This is a genomic window from Colwellia sp. PAMC 21821 (assembly GCF_002077175.1).
Classification (GTDB): Bacteria; Pseudomonadota; Gammaproteobacteria; order Enterobacterales; family Alteromonadaceae; genus Cognaticolwellia.
In genome coordinates this window covers 3,851,830-3,872,371 of the sequence record NZ_CP014943.1, presented here as the reverse complement: position 1 = coordinate 3,872,371, position 20,542 = coordinate 3,851,830, and the positions used below count along the sequence as shown (strand labels likewise).

Annotated in this window: 14 protein-coding genes; 4 read left to right on the top strand and 10 right to left on the bottom strand. The window is 39.0% G+C overall.

What is annotated here, in order from left to right; translation table 11 throughout:
* Window positions 1-34 precede the first annotated feature (34 nt).
* From odhB to sdhC, 6 genes are all read right to left on the bottom strand, one after another.
* A complete protein-coding gene (odhB, locus tag A3Q33_RS16405) occupies window positions 35-1,552 on the bottom strand; it encodes a 2-oxoglutarate dehydrogenase complex dihydrolipoyllysine-residue succinyltransferase (protein WP_081180879.1) in 1,518 nt (505 codons plus the stop codon).
* A gap of 51 nt (window positions 1,553-1,603) precedes the next feature.
* The gene (locus tag A3Q33_RS16400) at window positions 1,604-4,408 is read right to left on the bottom strand and encodes a 2-oxoglutarate dehydrogenase E1 component (RefSeq protein ID WP_081180878.1); all 2,805 of its coding nucleotides are present in this window, start codon (window positions 4,406-4,408) and stop codon (window positions 1,604-1,606) included.
* Window positions 4,409-4,499: 91 nt separating this feature from the next.
* Window positions 4,500-5,210 carry a succinate dehydrogenase iron-sulfur subunit gene (locus A3Q33_RS16395; RefSeq protein ID WP_081153103.1) on the bottom strand — a complete coding sequence of 237 codons (711 nt, stop codon included), beginning with the start codon at window positions 5,208-5,210 and terminating at the stop codon, window positions 4,500-4,502.
* Between the two features lie 10 nt (window positions 5,211-5,220).
* A complete protein-coding gene (gene sdhA / locus A3Q33_RS16390) occupies window positions 5,221-6,990 on the bottom strand; it encodes a succinate dehydrogenase flavoprotein subunit (protein WP_081180877.1) in 1,770 nt (589 codons plus the stop codon).
* Window positions 6,991-7,338, bottom strand: a complete 348-nt coding sequence (sdhD, locus tag A3Q33_RS16385; RefSeq protein WP_081180876.1) for a succinate dehydrogenase, hydrophobic membrane anchor protein — start codon at window positions 7,336-7,338, stop codon at window positions 6,991-6,993. It lies immediately after the preceding gene.
* Window positions 7,332-7,706, bottom strand: a complete 375-nt coding sequence (sdhC, locus tag A3Q33_RS16380; protein WP_081180875.1) for a succinate dehydrogenase, cytochrome b556 subunit — start codon at window positions 7,704-7,706, stop codon at window positions 7,332-7,334. The genes sdhD and sdhC overlap by 7 nt, the downstream gene beginning before the upstream one ends.
* 406 nt (window positions 7,707-8,112) lie before the next feature.
* Between sdhC and A3Q33_RS16375 the strand changes: the two genes are divergently transcribed.
* The 3 genes from A3Q33_RS16375 (at window position 8,113) to tcdA (ending at window position 13,108) form a co-directional block, all read left to right on the top strand.
* Window positions 8,113-9,399, top strand: coding sequence for a citrate synthase (locus A3Q33_RS16375; RefSeq protein ID WP_081180874.1), 1,287 nt, complete (start codon window positions 8,113-8,115; stop codon window positions 9,397-9,399).
* A gap of 220 nt (window positions 9,400-9,619) precedes the next feature.
* Complete coding sequence (locus A3Q33_RS16370; protein WP_081180873.1) at window positions 9,620-11,158, top strand: hybrid sensor histidine kinase/response regulator; 1,539 nt, start codon at window positions 9,620-9,622, stop codon at window positions 11,156-11,158.
* 1,164 nt (window positions 11,159-12,322) lie between these two features.
* Entirely contained in the window at window positions 12,323-13,108 is a 786-nt protein-coding gene (tcdA, locus tag A3Q33_RS16365) for a tRNA cyclic N6-threonylcarbamoyladenosine(37) synthase TcdA (RefSeq protein WP_081180872.1), read from the top strand.
* Window positions 13,109-13,166: 58 nt separating this feature from the next.
* Here tcdA and A3Q33_RS16360 read toward each other — a convergent pair whose 3' ends face one another.
* Window positions 13,167-14,882: a SufS family cysteine desulfurase gene (locus tag A3Q33_RS16360; protein WP_231295712.1), complete on the bottom strand. Its 1,716-nt coding sequence runs from the start codon at window positions 14,880-14,882 to the stop codon at window positions 13,167-13,169.
* A 141-nt stretch (window positions 14,883-15,023) separates the two neighbouring features.
* Here A3Q33_RS16360 and A3Q33_RS16355 point away from each other — a divergent pair, with 141 nt between their 5' ends.
* Window positions 15,024-15,245: a hypothetical protein gene (locus A3Q33_RS16355; RefSeq protein ID WP_081180871.1), complete on the top strand. Its 222-nt coding sequence runs from the start codon at window positions 15,024-15,026 to the stop codon at window positions 15,243-15,245.
* 88 nt (window positions 15,246-15,333) lie between these two features.
* On the opposite strand, the gene A3Q33_RS16350 is transcribed toward A3Q33_RS16355, so the two are convergent.
* The 3 genes from A3Q33_RS16350 to pnp all read right to left on the bottom strand — a co-directional run bounded on the left by A3Q33_RS16350 (window position 15,334) and on the right by pnp (window position 19,946).
* The gene (locus A3Q33_RS16350; protein WP_081180870.1) at window positions 15,334-16,743 is read right to left on the bottom strand and encodes a hypothetical protein; all 1,410 of its coding nucleotides are present in this window, start codon (window positions 16,741-16,743) and stop codon (window positions 15,334-15,336) included.
* Between the two features lie 29 nt (window positions 16,744-16,772).
* Window positions 16,773-17,690: a lipoprotein NlpI gene (gene nlpI / locus A3Q33_RS16345; RefSeq protein ID WP_081180869.1), complete on the bottom strand. Its 918-nt coding sequence runs from the start codon at window positions 17,688-17,690 to the stop codon at window positions 16,773-16,775.
* 132 nt (window positions 17,691-17,822) lie between these two features.
* Window positions 17,823-19,946 carry a polyribonucleotide nucleotidyltransferase gene (gene pnp, locus A3Q33_RS16340; protein ID WP_081180868.1) on the bottom strand — a complete coding sequence of 708 codons (2,124 nt, stop codon included), beginning with the start codon at window positions 19,944-19,946 and terminating at the stop codon, window positions 17,823-17,825.
* Window positions 19,947-20,542 lie beyond the last annotated feature (596 nt).

The following is a 20,542-nucleotide window of genomic DNA, read 5'->3' as shown; positions in this document are numbered from 1 at the left end:
AAAATTTCAATATTACTGCTTACTAGATGTTTAACTATATATTAAGTAACAAGCGTGTTGGATCTTCCAATAACTCTTTAATAGTTACTAAGAAACCTACTGATTCTTTACCATCAACTAAACGATGATCGTAAGAAAGTGCTAGGTACATCATAGGTAAAATTTCAACTTTTCCATCAACCGCCATTGGGCGATCTTGGATTTTATGCATTCCTAATATCGCCGCTTGTGGCAAGTTAAGAATAGGTGTTGAAATTAATGAACCAAAAACGCCGCCGTTAGTGATAGTAAAGTTACCACCTTGCATTTCGTCCATGGTTAATTTTCCGTCACGACCTTTAATCGCTAATGAACGAATACCGTTTTCGATACCCGCCATGCTTAGCTGATCTGCATCACGTAATACAGGTGTAACTAAACCACGTGGCGTAGATACTGCAATCGAGATGTCGAAAAAGTTGTGATAAACAATGTCATCACCGTCAATTGACGCGTTAATGGCAGGGTAGCGTTTAAGCGCTTCAGTAACTGCTTTAACGTAGAACGACATAAAACCTAAACGGGTATCATGTGTTTTCTCGAATACGTCTTTATATTGGTTACGAAGATCCATAATTGGCTTCATGTTAACTTCGTTAAACGTTGTTAACATTGCCGTAGAATTTTTCGCTTCTAATAAACGTGTCGCGATAGTTTTACGTAAACGTGTCATAGGTACGCGTTTTTGAGTACGCTCGCCTAATGCGGCAGATGCTTGAGCTGCAGGCGCTGGCGCCGCTGCTTTTGCAGGTGCTGCTTTAGGTTTGTTGGCTGCGGCTTCTACGTCATCTTTAGAAATACGACCACCTTTACCTGTGCCAACAACATCGCTAGCCGTTAGGCCTTTCTCTGTCATTAAACGACGCACTGATGGGCTAGCAAGCTCATCTGAACTAATCGCTTCTTCAGCTGAGGCTGCTGGCGCTGCACTTGCAGCTGCACCAACATTAAGTTCACCCAGTTTTTGGTCGCCTAATACGGTATCGCCTTCAGCGTGAATTATTTTACCAATTATACCATCAGCTTGTGCAACAACTTCTAGAACGACTTTGTCTGTTTCAATATCAACTAAGTTTTGATCAACAGTGACGGTATCGCCTGCAGCCACATGCCATGTAGCGACAGTTGCATCTGCAACTGACTCAGGCAGTACTGGTACGACGATATCAATCACTTTAGCTGTATCGCCTGATGATTTAGGTGCACTGGCAGTAGCTTCTGCTTTTGCTGGGGCAGCTTTATCACTTTTGCTTTCAGGTGCTGGCGCTTCGGCCTCGCCTTCAGACAAAATAGCAATAACTTGTTCGCCTAAAACAGTTGCACCTTCAGCTTGCGATATATCTGTAATAACGCCATCTGATGTTGCTGGTACTTCAAGTACTACTTTATCAGTTTCGATATCAACTAATACTTGATCGCGAGATACTTTATCGCCTACTTGTACGTGCCAAGTCGCTATAGTTGCATCTGCAACTGATTCAGGTAAAACGGGAACCTTAATTTCGGTTGTCATTTATAATATTCCTTACACACTCTTAATTAATCTCTTTATAAAAAAGAGGGTCTATTCTACATTAAGCGCGTCATGAACTAGCGCTTGTTGCTCTTTAACATGAACTGACATATAACCTACAGCCGGTGCCGCAGAAGCGTTACGACCTGCATATGTCAAATAAGTATTATCAGGGATAGCCGCTCTAAAGTGATGCTGTGAACAGTACCAAGCACCCTGGTTTTGCGGTTCTTCCTGACACCAAACGAATTGCTTAACATGCTGATATTTTGCAATTTCAGCTTTTAGCTCTTCTTCTGGGAATGGATATAATTGTTCGACACGAATGATAGCAACATTAGTTTGCTCATTCTTACGACGTTGATCGAGTAATTCGTAATAAACTTTACCACTACAGAACACTACACGTTCAACTTTGTCTGCATCAAGTTCGTCAACTTCACCAATAACATTATGGAAAACACCAGTAGATAGCTCTTCTAACGAAGACACCGCCATCGGGTGACGCAATAATGATTTAGGCGACATAACCACCAATGGACGACGCATAGGACGCACCACTTGACGACGCAACATGTTAAACACTTGCGCTGGGGTTGTAGGCACACAAACTTGCATATTGTGATCGGCACAAAGCTGTAAAAAACGTTCCAAACGGGCTGACGAATGCTCTGGACCTTGACCTTCATAGCCATGTGGTAACAGCATAGTTAAGCCACATAAACGGCCCCACTTCTGTTCACCTGAACTGATAAATTGGTCGAATACCACTTGTGCACAGTTAGCGAAATCACCAAATTGTGCTTCCCAAATGGTTAAGCCGCTAGGCTCTGCTGTTGTGTAACCATATTCAAACGCTAATACTGATACTTCAGATAACACTGAATCGTGCACATCAAAAGGACCTTGTCCTTCACGAATGTTCTGCAATGGCAAATAACGCGCCGCGTTATCTTGAGCATGTAAAACAGCATGACGATGGAAGAAAGTGCCACGACCAGAATCTTGACCGGTAAGACGAACACGTTTACCTATGTCGACAATAGAAGCATAAGCTAAGTTTTCTGCCATGCCCCAATCAAGTAGCTTCTCACCGCTGGCCATTTTCGTACGATCGTCATAAATTTTCTGTACACGGTTGTGTACTTTATGATCCGCCGGAATAGTTGATATTTTAACAGCAAGTTCTTTCAGCTTTTCAAGCGAAATTTCTTTATCGTAATCGTCATCCCAATCGTGGCCAATATAAGGAGTCCAGTCAACAGAATGCTCTGTCATTGGACGCCATTGTTCAACCGTACACTGGCCTTCATCAAGCAATTTACGATAATAAGCAGTTAACTCATCAGTCTTAGCTTTATTGAGTGAGTTTTCAGCGTTAAGTTTATCAGCGTAAAGTTGACGAGGTGTCGGATGTTTCTTAATTTTTTTGTACATAACTGGCTGAGTAGCACTAGGCTCATCGGCTTCGTTATGACCATGACGTCGGTAACAAACTAAATCTATCACCACATCACGTTTAAATTCGTTACGGTAATCAAGCGCAATTTGCGTTGCTAAGATAACCGCTTCAGGGTCATCACCATTAACATGCAGAATAGGTGCTGAAACCATTTTGGCAACTTCAGTACAGTATTCTCCACTTCGCGTATCTTCTGAGCTTGAAGTCGTAAAACCTACTTGGTTATTGACCACGATACGTATAGTGCCGCCAACTTTAAATGCTCTAGCTTGAGACATATTAAAAGTTTCTTGCACAACACCTTGTCCAGCAATTGCTGAATCACCGTGAATAGTAATAGGTAAGACTAAGTCGCCTTCACTGCAATCGCGACGATCAAGTCGTGCACGTACAGAACCGATAACTACCGGGTTAACAATTTCAAGATGTGATGGGTTAAATGCTAATGCCAAATGAACATTGCCACCAGGTGTAACAAAGTCTGACGAGTAGCCTTGATGATATTTAACATCACCAGAGGATAATATTTCGTCGTGCTTGCCACCGAATTCGTCGAAAAGCTTTGATGGGTTTTTACCCATAACATTAACCAGCACATTCAAACGACCCCGGTGAGCCATCCCTATAACAACTTCTTTAGCGCCTTGTGTGCCAGCACGAGTGATCAGTTGTTTTAACATAGGAACTAGCGCGTCACCACCTTCAAGAGAGAAACGTTTTGCACCTGGGAACTTAGCCCCTAAGTACTTTTCAAGTCCATCAGCCGCAACTAAGTCCTTAAATATTTCTTCTTTCTCTTCAACACTTAACACGGCTTGTGACTGCACTGATTCAAGACGTTGTTGTAACCAACGCTTTTCATCAGTTGAGTTAATATGCATATATTCAGCACCAATAGAACCACAGTAAGTAGTTTTCAGCGCTTTATATAACTCACCAAGCTTCATTGATTCTTGGCCTATAGCCAATGAACCTACGTTAAACTCTCGATCAAAATCATTTTCTGAAAGTTCATGGTGAGATAATTGCAGGTCACGTACTTTGTCACGTTGCCATAACCCTAATGGGTCAAGGTTAGCATTTTGATGTCCGCGAAAACGAAAAGCATTAATCAGCTGTAAAACTTTGACTTGCTTAGCGTCGCTACCACCTGAAACAACCACGGTTTTTTGTGTTTGTTGGGCTAGCTCTTTAAATTCATTGCGGATTTCAGAATGCCGATATTCAACGTCAGCACCTTCAATTTTAGGAAGTTGTTGGAAAATACCTCGCCATTCTGCAGTCACAGATTGTGAGTTATTCAGATAAGATTCGTATAATTCTTCAATATAAGCAGCGTTTGCACCACTTAAATGGGAAGACTCTATCCAAGTCTTCATAGCACCTTCGGGCATTGCCTGTTCCTTTATGGGATAAAAGCAATCAAAAGATATGTTTAAGTTAAGATAATCGAGCATCTTATTTAAAGATGCTCGAATAATTAATTTAAACCGCTCTGGTTAGCAACATTGACTTAATATGGCCAATGGCTTTGGTTGGGTTTAATCCTTTCGGACAAACATCAACACAGTTCATGATGCCGTGACAACGAAATACGCTGTAAGCATCTTGTAAATCATCTAAACGCTCTTCTGTAGCGGTATCACGGCTATCGATAAGAAAACGATAAGCATGTAATAAACCCGCTGGACCGATAAACTTATCAGGATTCCACCAGAAAGAAGGACAAGATGTAGAACAACAAGCACATAAAATACATTCGTAAAGTCCATCTAATTTTTCACGTTCTTCGATAGATTGCAAATGTTCGCGTGCAGGTTGTTCTTTACCATCATTAATGAGGTAAGGTCTGATTTTTTCATATTGATTATAAAACTGTGTCATATCAATAATTAAATCACGTACTACAGGTAAACCTGGTAATGGACGTAACACAATTTTATTTGCTGGAACAGCAGATAAAGGCGTGATACATGCCAAACCGTTTTTACCATTCATATTCAAACCGTCAGAGCCACAAACACCTTCACGACATGAACGACGGAACGATAAGCTAGAATCTTGCTCTTTCAGCAAAATTAACGCGTCTAGTACCATCATGTCTGAGCCTTCTGGAATTTCCAGCTCATAATCTTTCATGTAAGGTTTGTTATCAACATCAGGGTTGTAACGGTAAATTGAAAAAATTTGTTTCATCACAACGCTCCTAGTAAGTTCTTGCTTTCGGTGGGAAAGCTTCACGGTGAACCGGGCTCATGTTAACAGAGCGTTTGCTCATGTCTTCAGTCGCAGGTGAGTAAATTGAATGACATAACCAATTTTCATCATCACGTGATTGGAAATCTTCACGAGCATGTGCGCCACGAGATTCCGTACGGAAATTAGCTGCTTTAGCGGTACAAAAAGCTGTTTCCATTAAGTTGTCTAATTCTAAACACTCAATTCTGTGGGTGTTAAATTCAGAAGACTTATCATCTAAATGTGCATTTTGAAGACGCTCACGGATTTCCGTAAGTTCTTTCATGCCTTGTGCCATTGCTTCACCTTCACGGAATACCGAGAAGTTAAATTGCATACATTTTTGTAGGTCTTTGCGAATTTGAACTGGATCTTCACCACTCGTTGAAGATTCCCAACGCTTAGTTCGAGCTAAAGAGGCTTCTAAATCAGATTCAGTTGCATCTTTACCGCTTTGCGTTTCACTTAAGTATGTACCTAAGAAGTTACCCGCTGCACGACCAAATACCACTAAATCAAGTAATGAGTTACCACCTAAACGGTTAGCTCCATGCACAGATACGTTTGCGATTTCACCAACAGCAAATAAGCCTTCGATGATGTTTTCTTCGCCCGTTTCTGGATTAAAGTGGATAGCTTGACCGTTAACATTACAAGGCACACCGCCCATCTGATAATGACAAGTAGGTATAACAGGGATAGGCTCAACAGCAGGATCAACGTGAGCAAACGTTTTCGATAAATCACAAACGCCTGGTAGACGTTTTTCTAGCGTTTCACGACCTAAATGATCAAGTTTAAGCTTAAGATGAGGACCTAAAGGACCGTCAAAACCGCGACCTTCACGAATCTCTGTCATCATTGAACGTGCAACAACATCACGACCGGCTAAATCTTTAGCATTCGGTGCATAACGCTCCATGAAACGTTCACCGTCTTTGTTAAGCAGGTAACCACCTTCACCACGACAACCTTCAGTTACTAACGTACCAGCACCCGCTATACCTGTTGGGTGAAACTGCCACATTTCCATATCTTGCATTTGTACGCCAGCGCGAAGCGACATACCAACACCGTCACCGGTATTAATGTGAGCATTAGTTGTTGAAGCAAAGATACGACCAGCGCCACCTGTTGCTAAAACTGTTGCACGGGCTTTAAAGTAAACGATTTCACCAGTTTCAATGCAAATTGCGGTAGTACCGACAACAGCACCGTCACTATTTTTAACTAAATCTAAGGCATACCATTCAGAATATACGTTAGTTTTATTTTTAACGTTCTGTTGATATAAACAGTGAAGCAATGCATGACCGGTACGGTCAGCTGCTGCTGCTGTACGTGCAGCTTGTTCGCCACCAAAGTTCTTAGATTGACCACCAAATGGACGTTGGTAAATTTTACCTTCTTCCGTACGAGAGAAAGGTAAACCCATTTTCTCTAATTCGATGATAGATTCTGGACCTGTTTTACACATATATTCAATAGCGTCTTGGTCACCGATATAATCAGAACCCTTAACGGTATCGTACATGTGCTGTTCCCAATGATCTTCATGCGCATTACCCAAGGCAACAGTAATACCGCCTTGTGCTGATACCGTATGAGAACGAGTAGGAAATACTTTTGAAATCAAAGCACAAGATTTGCCTGATTCCGATATTGCTAAGGCAGCGCGCATACCTGCACCACCTGCGCCAATGACAATGGCGTCGAATTCACGAATTGGAACGCTCACTTACACACCCCACACAGTTAATAAGCCTGCTGCAAAGTATACAAGCAACAAAACAGAAAAGAAAAATTGTAAACCACCGCGTAATAGCGCTGGTTTTATGTAATCAGAAAGTACTTGCCATACACCAATCCATGCATGAATTAACAACGCAAGAATCGCTAAAATGGTAAATATTTTTGTGCAAATATTGCCAAAAAATGCCTGCCAGATTTCAAAAGTTACATCGGGTGTTGTAACGAAAAAGCCAACAAGAAAAAAGGTGTACAGCGCTAAAATGATGGCACTGGCACGAATAAGAATAAAATCATGTACGCCACTACGGCCTACTGTTGCTGCATTATTTACCATAATCGAACTCCTACTACTACAGTAAGCACCAACCAAAGTGCGATAATAAGTTTTGCCGTAGCATTACCTGAAGCTAGCTCTTCAAAGTAGCCTAAATCCATTAATAAGTGACGGATACCGCCAAGTAAGTGATAGATAAGTGCAGAAAGCGTACCCAGGATAATTATTTTGAAGAATACACCATCAAGTAATGACTCTACTTGTGTGAAACCTTCAACAGAAGATAGTGATAAAGAAAGCGTCCACAATAAAATACCAATAGCGAATACCATGATTACACCAGATACTCGGTGTAATATTGATGCATTAGCTGCTGCATGCATTTTAATTGTTGACAAATCTAGGTTTACAGGACGTTGTTTTTTCACGATTGTTGCCTAAGGAGCTCTTAGAGCCTTCAACTTATTTTTTTTACGCTACCTAACTGAATTTAATAAAGCTAGATAACCCCCCTCCGATTTAAATTAAATCTTAATCTTAGTAGAAAATGCAAAATATAATTCAGATCGGCCTGATTATATAGGTGAAAATCATTAATTACAATTTTCTTCCTGACAAGTTTTAGCCAATTATCAAGGCTTACGACTAATTATCAACCATACTTTACAAAAATTGATTCCGACATATAACTTTAGTCTAAGTACTTAACAAACGAATTGACTTTTAGGGGGTGATCTGAAGTAGAATAGCGTCAGTTTAATATTCACAAAAATTGACTAAACATCTCGTTTGAACAATTTTCAAGATAAATAAATCTTAATGGGGAAATAACATATGGCTGATTTAAAAGCCTCTCTTAGTATCGATGGAAAAGTAATAACTGACTTGCCAATTCTTAAAGGCACTGCCGGTAACGATGTGATAGATATTCGTACACTTGGTAGCGTAGGCTATTTCACTTATGACCCAGGATTTTTAGCTACAGCGTCTTGTGAATCTGCAATTACTTACATTGATGGTGATAAAGGTGTGTTACAGCATCGCGGTTATCCGATTGATAGCCTTGCAAAACAAGCAGATTATTTAGAAGTTTGTTATATTTTATTAAATGGTGAAGCGCCAACTAAAGCGCAATATGAAGATTTTACTAACACCATTACTAATCACACAATGGTACATGAAAAACTAGTACACTTTTTTCATGGTTTCTTACCTAATGCACATCCAATGGCAATGCTTTGTGGTGTTGTTGGCGCACTTTCTTCGTTCTACCACAGTGACCTAGATATTCATGCACCCGATCAACGCATGCGCAGTGCTCATCGCCTAATTGCTAAAATGCCAACGATTGCGGCTATGGCATACAAATACAGCATTGGACAACCTTTTGTTTACCCTCGTAACGACTTAACTTATGCAGAAAACTTCTTGCATATGTTGTTCTCTGTTCCAGCAGAAGAATACGTAGTTAGCCCGACAGTTGCTCGTGCTATGGACCGTATTTTTACGCTACATGCAGACCACGAGCAAAATGCTTCAACGTCTACAGTACGTTTAGCCGGTTCTTCAGGCGCTAACCCTTATGCGTGTATCGCAGCAGGTGTTGCATCACTTTGGGGCCCAGCACACGGCGGCGCAAACGAAGCATGTTTAACAATGCTTGAAGAAATAGGTTCGTTAGATAGAGTTGACGAATTTGTTGCTAAAGCAAAGGATAAAGCTGATCCGTTCCGCTTAATGGGCTTTGGACATCGTGTTTATAAAAACTTCGATCCTCGTGCTACTGTAATGCGTGAAACTTGTCATGAAGTATTGACCGAATTGGGTATACAAGATCCATTGCTTGACGTCGCAATGGCACTTGAGAAAGTTGCCCTTGAAGACCCTTATTTCATTGAGAAAAAGTTATATCCAAATGTTGATTTCTATTCAGGCATTATCTTGAAAGCCATTGGTATTCCAACGAATATGTTCACGGTAATATTTGCCATGTCTCGTACCGTTGGTTGGATTGCACATTGGGATGAGATGCTAGGTCAAGCAGGACAAAAAATTGGTCGTCCTCGTCAAAAGTATACTGGCGAAATTGATCGTAAATTTATTCCCTTGAGTGAGAGATAAGTAAGCTATATTAAATTAGCTAACGACTTATTTTGGATATCAAAAGGCAACCATTAGGTTGCCTTTTTCTATTTCACATATGGCCAATTTTCAGCATATAAATTAGCTTAAACCTTGATTATTCGTTGTAATAAAAAGGGATAAACTCCTGTACATTGGTATGAAAAACACTATATTGTTACAGCGATTTTTATAACGTCCACCAATCGGTATTGTATCTGTGCTTGAAAATATTTTAATCGTCCATGAAAGTCGCTTAGTGCGCGAGGCTCTTGCTAAAATTTTACTGTCATGTGGTGTAAGTAAAACTGCTATTGCTTGTATTGAGAATGCAGAAGACGCTATAGAGTACGCCCAATTTGCAGCGATTAGCTTATTAATCTGTGCTGATAGTTTAACCTCCGAAAACAGCTTAAACTTCCGTGATGAGTTAGCAAAAGCATCAAACATAACACAGTTACCACTCATGGTTCTGTCACATCAGATTGATGACAATCACTCAGAACAAGCAGTCACAGACAACAATACAAAATGTACGTTAAGTAATAGTATTTGTCTGTCTCCTCCATTTAAAAAGCAACATGTCGTTAGTGCCTTATTTGAATTAACGCAAGACACACTATTTGCCAATTATATAAATGAGGACAGCAGCGATAATTTATCAAAACCTCCGGTTAACGCAGCTTCCGAATTACTTGAGCAAAAACCAACCATTCTTGTAGTCGACGATGAAAGCAGTAACATTGATGTTGCAGCAGGAAATTTGCGTAACCTTTACCGTGTAATGGCGGCAAAATCGGGCGAGCACGCGTTAAAAATAGTTGCCAATAACAAACATAATATTAGACTAATTTTACTTGATATTATGATGCCAACAATGGATGGCTATCAAGTGTGTAAAACGCTCAAAGAAGATGATGAAACCGCTAATATTCCGGTAATATTTTTGAGTGCAAAAGCACTTGTAGAGGATATAAAATACGGTTTTGACATAGGTGCCGTCGATTATATAACAAAACCTTTAAATGGCGATTTGCTCCGTGCCAGGGTTGCCACTCACATCAGACTGCAGCAGCAAAAAATCGCATTAACAGCACAAGTCGCTACCCTTAAAGAAAATGCTAAATTACGCGAAGATATCGAGAAAATCACCCATCATGATTTAAAAGCTCCACTGAATAATATTTTATTTGAGACTTACCGCTTAACCGATAAAAGTGCCGCTAAATCTATTAATCGTGCGGTGCACAATGTGGTTAATATGGTAAATAACTCCCTCAATGTATACAAAATTGAGCAAGGGATTTATAAGCTAAAACCGCAGTCAACCAACTTAAATGTCTTAATAAACGATGCGATGAATGCGGTATCCACTCTCAGTAATGAGAAGAACATCCAGTTCGCTTTAAGCGGTTTTGATACTGAACATGCTATTATGGCAGAGCCTTTACTGTGCTTATCAATTTTCAATAATTTGATAAAGAATGCGGTAGAGGCCTCCCCTGAAAACCAAACCATTGCCATTGTGATAAAACGTTACAAAAGCTATATTAGTTTTCAATTAACTAATACTGGGGTTATTCCAAAGCACATGCGCCAAAGGTTATTTGAAAAGTACAGTAGCTCTAATCATAATACCGGAACAGGATTAGGTACCTATTCAGCTAAGCTAATGACTGAAGTACAACATGGACAAATATCATTTAATATTATTGATGAGCAGCAAACAGAGTTTATAGTCAAACTACCTGCTGCATAACGTTATTGTGTGCAATAGTATTGAGCCTCACTTGTCTAAATGTATAAAGGCCTACCGTTTTCAGTTTTTCAGTTTTTCAGTTTTTCAGCGCTAAGCTCAAATAATTGACCTAAAAGTCATATAAACACTTTCTAATAAACACTGTCCAATAAACACTGTCCAATAAACACTGTCTAATAAATATTGTCTAATAAACATAATAAGTTATGCCAATAAGTGAATCAAAAGTTCAGCTGTTGTCGAACATGGCTGCATGTTAAAACAACCAATTTCTACGATATTTATCTACTCATTATTGCTATAGTTAAGCCGCTACTTAACTATAGAAAAGCAACATCCTGAGTCATTATTTATTAATATAAAATCGCTATCTTATAGGTTTTCAATGCATGTAAAATAGGGCGATTTATGACTTAAATTGATAATAAACCCTCAGGGGAATCAAGAAACAACCTCATTCAAGGCAAATAATTGGCCATTATTGTAATAATTAGGTCAAATATGCCCTCACTTTCTTTCTATCCGCCCAATTTTAAATAATAAAATACAAATAAAAATATCCATTATCAAAATGCTTTACCAATTTTCAGCTGAAAATTATAAAAAAATGACATTAATTACCGTTATTTTATTTTTCATTTACTTTTTTTTCGCGATCACTCTAATTAATAGTTCAATAAACAACCAGTCATACTTGTTACATGTCCATTTAAGACTACTTCCCCATCACTATTTTCAATATCGGAAATAAATAGAATAAATACCCAACATGCCATTTTGATGGAATTATCATCATCCGAGGGCATATTATACCAAAAGTAATAAGTTATTGACCAATTTTAAGCGAGGATAAATTGTTCAAGAATACATGTTTATTGTTCCAGACTAAACATAAGTACCTGCATCCCTGCAGGCAAGGCGTTTGATTGATTAGGGCATGGATGCCCGTAAGTAGAACAATGCAGGAGCAATTGTCGAGTAATAGCGGGCGTGTGTGATTGAAAACAACGCAGTTATTGACGATTTAAACCGCCTTAAAATGATCGATTATTTATTTCAATTGGTATTACACATATTTTAAGCGCAGTTAGTTCTTTGCATTCGTAGCTTTACTATAATGTACTGCTATAATGCGCAACGAATTTTCAAGCAAGTGGATAAATAATGTCAGATTATCAATTAAGATTCGGTGGTATCGCACGACTGTATGGTAACAGCCAAAGCGCAGCACTACAGCAGGCACATTTCTGTGTGATCGGCATTGGCGGAGTTGGTTCGTGGGTAGCAGAAGCATTTGCCCGCAATGGTATTGGTCAAATAACGTTAATTGATCTTGATGATTTGTGTATAACCAATATAAACCGTCAGATTCATGCCTTAACCGATACTATTGGCCTGAGTAAAGTTGATGTTATGCGTGATAGAATTAAGCAAATTAACCCTGAATGTGTCGTTAACACCATAGAAGATTTTGTTACGCTAGAAAATGTGAAAGAAATACTCACCAACTCGTTTGATTACGTTATCGACGCTATCGATTCTGTTAATGTTAAAAGTGCTGTTATTGCACATTGTAAGCGAAATAAATTACCCATCGTTACTATTGGTGGTGCAGGTGGGCAAGTAGATCCGAGTAAAATCGCCATTGCCGATTTAAGTCAGACTTTCCAAGACCCCTTGTTGGCGAAAGTACGAAACCAACTGCGTAGAGAGTACAATTTTTCACGAAATGTGAAGCGCAAATTTTCAATTGATGCCGTATTTTCAAGTGAACAACTTCGCTACCCTGACGCCGATGGAAACGTTTGTCACGCTAAGCAATCAAGTGAAGGCTCTATGCGTTTAGATTGTAGCGGTGGGTTTGGTGCAGCAACACATGTTACGGCTTGTTTTGCATTTTTTGCTGTGGGTAAAGCAATGGATAAATATTTAAAGAAAGTACTCAGCTAGTCATTATATTAAGGTAATACTCGCAATGTAAAGTAAGGTAAGCCTTTATAAATCACCCTTAATTTGATTCAATCGAACGATATATTTTCTGTACAATAGCTCGTAGCCCGTTACCGCGCGACGGGCTTAAGTGTTGTAGTAAACCTAATTCACTAAAATAATTGTCCATATCAAAGGCGCTTATTTGCGCGGCAGTTTTGTTATCAACCGCGGCTAATATAATGGCAAATAAGCCACGGATAACTTTGGCATCGCTATCAGCTTTAAAGCGAAATAAATTGCCCTCTTCTTTATAACAAATCAACCATGCATGGCTTTCACAGCCCGTAATTAATGACAGTTCAGTCCTATCTTTTTCTGGTAAGCGTAATTGTTTTTTACCTAACATCATAATTTCACGATGTTTACTATCCCAGCTTTTCGCTTTGGCGAACATGGCTAATATGTCATCAACAGCTAAATGTGTCGTGGTAAGCGATTTAAAATCAGTAATTTCATTGTGCTTTAACGTGTTTGAATTTTCATTAACATTCAATATAGGGTAGCTTATGCTTTTCAGTTGTTGCACGACATAGTCTATTTCTTCATAGCTGTTGTATGCTGATAAAGATAAGCGAATACAGCCATCAATATTAAGATATTGCATTAAAGGCATTGCGCAATGATGCCCTGAGCGAACGGCAATACCAACACTGTCTAGTGCGGTGGCAACATCATGATTATGTTGCCCAGCAAGGGTGAATGAAAATACTGGAATATCCGGTGCTTCATTAACAATATATGTTAAACCCTCAACAGTTGATAACTGCTCGAAGCAATATTGTTTCAATCTAGTTTCATATTCTAGTACCCCTGCGTGGTCTTGTTGTTGCAGAAATGAAACAGACGAGCCCAGCGCAACAACACCAGCAATGTTGGGTGTGCCGGCTTCGAATTTATGTGGTAAGTCATTAAATGTTGTTTGCTCAAAGCTCACTGACTTGATCATTTCTCCGCCCGCTTGGTATGGTGGCATTTTCTCTAGTAATTTTTGCTTACCATACAGTACACCCACGCCCGTTGGGCCATACATTTTATGTGCGGAAAAGACATAAAAATCGCAATCTAAGGCCTTAACATCGACGCTTAAATGTGCAATCGCCTGAGCACCATCAACTAAGGTTAATGCCTTATACTTTTGCGCGACGCGTATGATTTCCTTCATTGGATTTATTTTGCCAATGACGTTCGATATATGACCAAAACAAACCATTCGAGTACGCTCACCAATAACACTTTCAAGTTGTTCCACGTCAATTTGACCTGATTGCGTTAAAGGTAGTACTTTAATTTTTGCACCTGTTTGCTGTGCCACAATTTGCCAGGGCACAATGTTGGCGTGATGCTCACTAAAACTTAATACAACCTCATCATTGGGTTGTAATGTTGAACGTCCCCAACTTTGTGCAACTAAATTAATACTTTCAGTACTACCTTTAGTCCAAATAATTTCTTTGTGAGTGTTAGCATTAATGAATTTTTTTACTTTTCCCCTAACATCTTCAAAAGCTAATGTTGCCCTAGCACTTAACGCATGAGATGCCCGATGGACATTGGCATTATTCATTTGATAATAATGTTGATAGCTGTCAATAACACAAGTTGGTTTTTGCGTTGTTGCGGCATTATCGAAATACACTAACGGCTGGCCATTAACTAAGCCTTCAAGAATAGGAAATTGTTGTCGAAAAGAAGTAAAAGTGAATTTATCCATAAAGCTAATAGTGATTTTCATTGAGTTGTCACAATTATATCTTAACTTATGCTTTATAAACTCAGTAAATGTGCTTATTTTGCTTTAAATGTTAAATTTCATTAAGCAAAAGTTAATTATTTGAGCTATAACTAAAGATGATTAATAGGAGGAAAAAATACTATGGCATTATTTTCATGGTTTATGCGCAAGACTAACATAAACTCGACAAAAAATAACAAGGCCTCTTTGGATCAAGAACTATCAACATTTAACAACAATACAATGTGGCCAGTAGCTAAAGTAAGAAGTAATACCGTGATACAGCAGCAAGAATACGTAAATGCCGCATCACATTTAAAAAAAGCAACTAAGTTCAATACACTGAAAGAACACATTAACTAATCTAAGGTTAACAAATAAGAGATGTTGAATAAAAATATAGCCAATTAGTAGCATTTTTGAATTTTCCAATTGGCTAACTTTTACTCACTCAGTCAAATAGCGTAACCTGTAATACCTCACTCGCCTTAATATATTCGCCCTGACCCACTAAATCCCGACTGATGTTAAAATGATAACTAGGCATTAAGTAACGTTTGGGATCTAGCTTGAAAATATTTAAATATATCGCGGGGAAATCTAACTCGAAATACTCCAATTTTGTCCGCTGAGCTAATGGTTTAAACGCTTGTGTATCGCGCTTGCTATTACAAGAATTCGTGGCAAACATGCCTATTTCGTCATTATGCTCCGCTGGTGTGCCTAATTTCCAACCTTGTGGGTGCCTAGACAATATTGGTGTTGAATCTTTAATTAAGCTTCGCCATGGCAACTGCAATAATATATTTTCTCGCAAAGTCCCTCGCTCACCCTGATAATATTTCCCTAAAACAACAAGGTTATGAGCAAATGGAGTTTGTTGCAGTTGATGACATTTTTGGTGTTGCCTTGGCAGTGGGTATTCATCAACAAAACCAATAAAATGACTAAGTTCATGAACTAAAACATCAAGGTTATCTTGCTGGTCTATATACATAATTCCGTTATCGACATTTGCACCACCTTGCTCAACAATAACCCCTAAGTAGCGTGAATTAATATCTGAACGTTGTAGCCACTGACTTGCATCGCAACGTATTTTATCTGTTGGTAGATGTTGGCAATTTACCACTTCAGCAGGAATATATTTTGGTGTTTTCACACAGATGTATTTTGCTAGTTTATGTTGCTCAAATGCAGAACTTAATGCTTTACCATGGCGCAAACCCGCTAAGTTAGTGGCAAACAGCTGCACGTTAATCGAACAAGTTGAATTGTAATCGCTGGTTTCTTCCCTATGTTGACTGAATACAGAGAACTGCTCAAGTTCGTTATAAAATTCAGCATTTTCACCATGTGCTAACTTGTTTTTATAAGTTTGTATAAAGGACAATTCACCTTGCTGTAAGGCTAATTTATATAACAGGGCTAACGCCCTTTCATTACCCATAATAGGTAATAACAATGGTTTGATGTCAGCATATTGATGTTGGTCAAAATAGATATTCGCCAACGCTAGACGCGCTGCAACATACTGCTGGCGTATCGCCACTTCATACCATAATTGAGCTGCTGACACTTGCATTTGTTTTAGGTAATACTCTCCGAGTTCAAAGGCGGTACTCGCACTCGCGTTAGCATGGTGTTTTGCTAAATGAATCCATGCCTGCTCATTACCATTGTCTAACAATTGAGTCAGCCGTTCATCCGTGTCAGTTACCGGGTCAAGTATTTCAAGTAATGAGAGCTGTTGGCGGGTTATTTCAGCGTTCGATATTTTGTCACGATAGTCGGCGATGAAAAAAAATAAGCTTAGTAATATCACTATTACTAAGCTTATCAAAATATTTCTAAATGCCATTTATAAATCTAAATTAACTAATTAATGAGTTAAGGTGTAATGCTTTGCTGTATCGATTGTCGCATTAAATCTAACTCAAGCTTGGCATATCTGTGTTCAACAAATTCATATACGTTTGTACTAAGCGCCAGTTTAAAAAAATTAATAGCGGCGTTTACATCGCCTTTCATTTGGCTGTACTTTCCTAAATAAAAATAAGCTTCACATAAACGCTCAGTAAGTGCTTCGTTCGAATTAACATTGACGACTAATTGGTCAATAAAATCATTTTGACTCATTTCGTCTAAGTAAAGCTTAATCACATTTTTTGCCCAAACACTTTCATCAATTAATTCTGCAAATAAGGCTAAGTCTTGTTCGGCCTTTAGTTGATCAATTTCTATGTCTGCAAGATATTGCCACAACACGCGATAAGGATCATTTTGTTGAAATTCTCGAAAAGTTTCAAAATCAGTAGAGGCTAAATTTGGACGACCACCATAATACAGCGCAATGCCACGGTTTAAGAAGGCGTATTCATGATCAGGGGCTAATTCTATGGCAGAGTCAAAGGCGTCGTATGCCTGATTAAACTCTTGTAATTGAGTAAAATGAATACCAATGAAGTTATAGGCATCTACCATGTCGGGCTTTAAGGTAATAGCTTGGTTAAAGTCAAAACGCGCTAAGCCACGTAAGCCAACTTTATCGTATTCAACACCTCGTTGATAAAATAATTCTGCTCTTTGGCCATCGCTAATTTCAGCCCTTTGTATCACTTGTGTCAATCGCGCTAACGCTATTTCACTTTTATAGCTGATAGCCATAGGCTCAGCAATGATCAGGTCGCCAATTACAGATTGCTGAGGGCTTGTAGATTGACAACCTTGAGCGAGCAATAAACCTGAAATAAGTAATACTTTGGAAAATAAAGTTTTAGAAAATTGAGTATTAGAAAGTAAGCGCACGTAAAACAGAATCCTAGTGAGTATTTATACTAATGAGTATATAAAAAAGGGAGCAATTAAGCTCCCTTTTTGTGTGCAGATATTAGCTAGTATAAACTAAGCTATTTCCTGCCATCGATTTATCGCAGTAAATTACTCTGCTGAGTCAGTTTCAGGCGCTGCTGCAACTGGCTTTTCCATCGCTTCTTTCATACTTAAACGTACGCGACCTTGACGGTCAACTTCTAGTACTTTAACGACTACATCTTGGCCTTCTGTCAATACGTCGCTAACAGCGTTTACACGTTCTTCAGAGATTTGAGAAATATGTACTAAACCGTCTTTACCTGGTAATACGTTAACAAACGCACCAAAGTCAACGATACGTACAACTTTACCTGTGTAAACCGTGCCCACTTCAATTTCAGCAGTAAGCGCAGTAATACGTGCAATAGCATCTTTTGCTTGGTCGCCATCAGTCGCTGCGATTCTAACCGTACCATCGTCTTCAATCTCAATAGTCGTGCCAGTTTCTTCAGTAAGTTGACGAATAGTTGCGCCACCTTTACCGATAATGTCACGAATTTTATCTTGAGGAACTTTCATCGTATGAATACGTGGAGCGAATTGAGAGATATCATCACGATGTCCGCCAATAGCTTCGTCCATAACACTTAAGATATGAGTACGTGCAGCTTTTGCTTGGTTTAAAGCAAGTTGCATAATTTCTTGTGTTATACCTTCAATTTTAATGTCCATTTGAAGTGCAGTAATACCACCGGTAGTACCCGCTACTTTAAAGTCCATGTCGCCTAAGTGATCTTCATCACCTAAGATGTCAGAAAGAACAACAAAGTTGTCGCCTTCTTTAACTAGACCCATAGCAATACCAGCAACTGAAGCTTTAATTGGTACACCGGCATCCATAAGTGCTAAAGAAGTACCACAAACAGAAGCCATTGAAGATGAACCGTTTGATTCAGTAATTTCAGAAACTACACGAACCGAATACGGGAATTCTTCAGCCGAAGGCATAACAGCCAACATACCACGTTTAGCAAGACGACCATGGCCGATTTCACGACGCTTAGGAGAACCAACAAAACCTGTTTCACCAACACAGTATGGAGGGAAGTTATAATGAAGCATGAAGTTATCAGTTTTTTCACCCATGATGGTGTCTAAACGTTGTGCGTCACGTTGTGTACCTAGTGTAGCAACAACTAATGCTTGAGTTTCACCACGAGTAAACACAGCAGAACCATGCGTACGCGGTAACACACCCGTCATTACGTCTAATGCGCGGATCATTTCAGGATCACGACCATCAATACGAGGCTTGCCATTTGTAATGCGTCCACGAACAACCGTTTTTTCTAGGTCATGGAATAAATCTTTTGCTTCTTGAACATCAAGGTCAGCATCAGCTGCCAATAATGCTGCAACAACACCATCGCGAATTTCTTTAATTTTTTCGTAACGAACAGCTTTTTCAGTAATTTGGTAAGCTTCGTCAACTTGGCTTTCAGAAAGCTCAGCTATTTTAGCGATAAGATCAGCGTTTTTAACTGGTGCAACCCAATCCCATTTAGGATTGTTAACTTCTGCAGCCATTTCTTTAATTGCTGTAATAGCCGTTTGCATTTGCTCATGACCAAACATAACAGCGCCAAGCATAACTTCTTCAGAAAGTACGTCAGCTTCAGATTCAACCATTAATACAGCAGAATCAGTACCAGAAACAACTAAGTTCAACTGAGACGTTTCTAATTCAGACTGTAACGGGTTAAGAATATATTTGCCGTCAGTGTAACCAACGCGTGCTGCACCAACTGGGCCACTGAAAGGCATACCTGAAATAGCTAATGCTGCAGACGTACCTAACAAAGCGATAATGTCTGGAGAAATTTCTGGGTTAGCAGAAACAACCGTGATTACTACTTGAACTTCGTTAGTAAATCCTTCAGGGAATAGTGGACGAATTGGACGGTCAATTAGACGACAAATTAGTGTTTCTTCTTCTGAAGGACGACCTTCACGTTTGAAGAAACCACCTGGGATTTTACCCGCTGCGTAAGTACGCTCTTGGTAGTTAACTGTTAACGGGAAAAAGTCTTGACCTGGTTTAGCTTCTTTTTTACCAACAACAGAGACTAATACTGATGTATCGTCCATGCTAGCCATAACGGCACAAGTGGCTTGACGAGCAATTACGCCCGTTTCTAGAGTTACGGTATGTTGACCGAACTCAAATGTTTTAGTAACTGGATTAAACATTTAGTTAGTTCCTTAAATATCTTTTGATTTTAATCAATCTGTACAATTATTTATTCACTTAGTTAATCATTAAGTATTAAGGCGTTACCGATAAGTTACGCACTAAGTTGAACAAAAAATTATACAGTTTGATTGATTAGTTTTTTGCAAATACGAAATTTGCACGCACATTATACTTAACAGTTATGTTTTTACTAGCCTGAAAGCATAAATGTTGACGTTTAAAGAGGAAAACCTGAAAATTTTTACCAATATTCGTTTTATTGCTGCGAAAGTATACATTACAATTTTTTAATCAGTTTAGGCTGTTCAGTTCATATAAAGGCGAGTTTCACTGATCAATAATAAGTAGCACTGCATATATGCCAAGACCTTAAATGGCTTATCTTTGACTCTTAGAGTGAATGAACCTCATTACTTTCAATGGCACTTAGCATCCTCCTAGAAGTCAAATGTCTATATTTACGTAATTTAACCTTAATTTTACATCGGCTAGCTATCGCCTTTGCAGTAGCAAGTAAAATAATTCTAAAACTATGATTGCAAGTGTTGTCAACTCGCAATTATTTTTCGCTGGTAATAAAAGGTCTGGATGT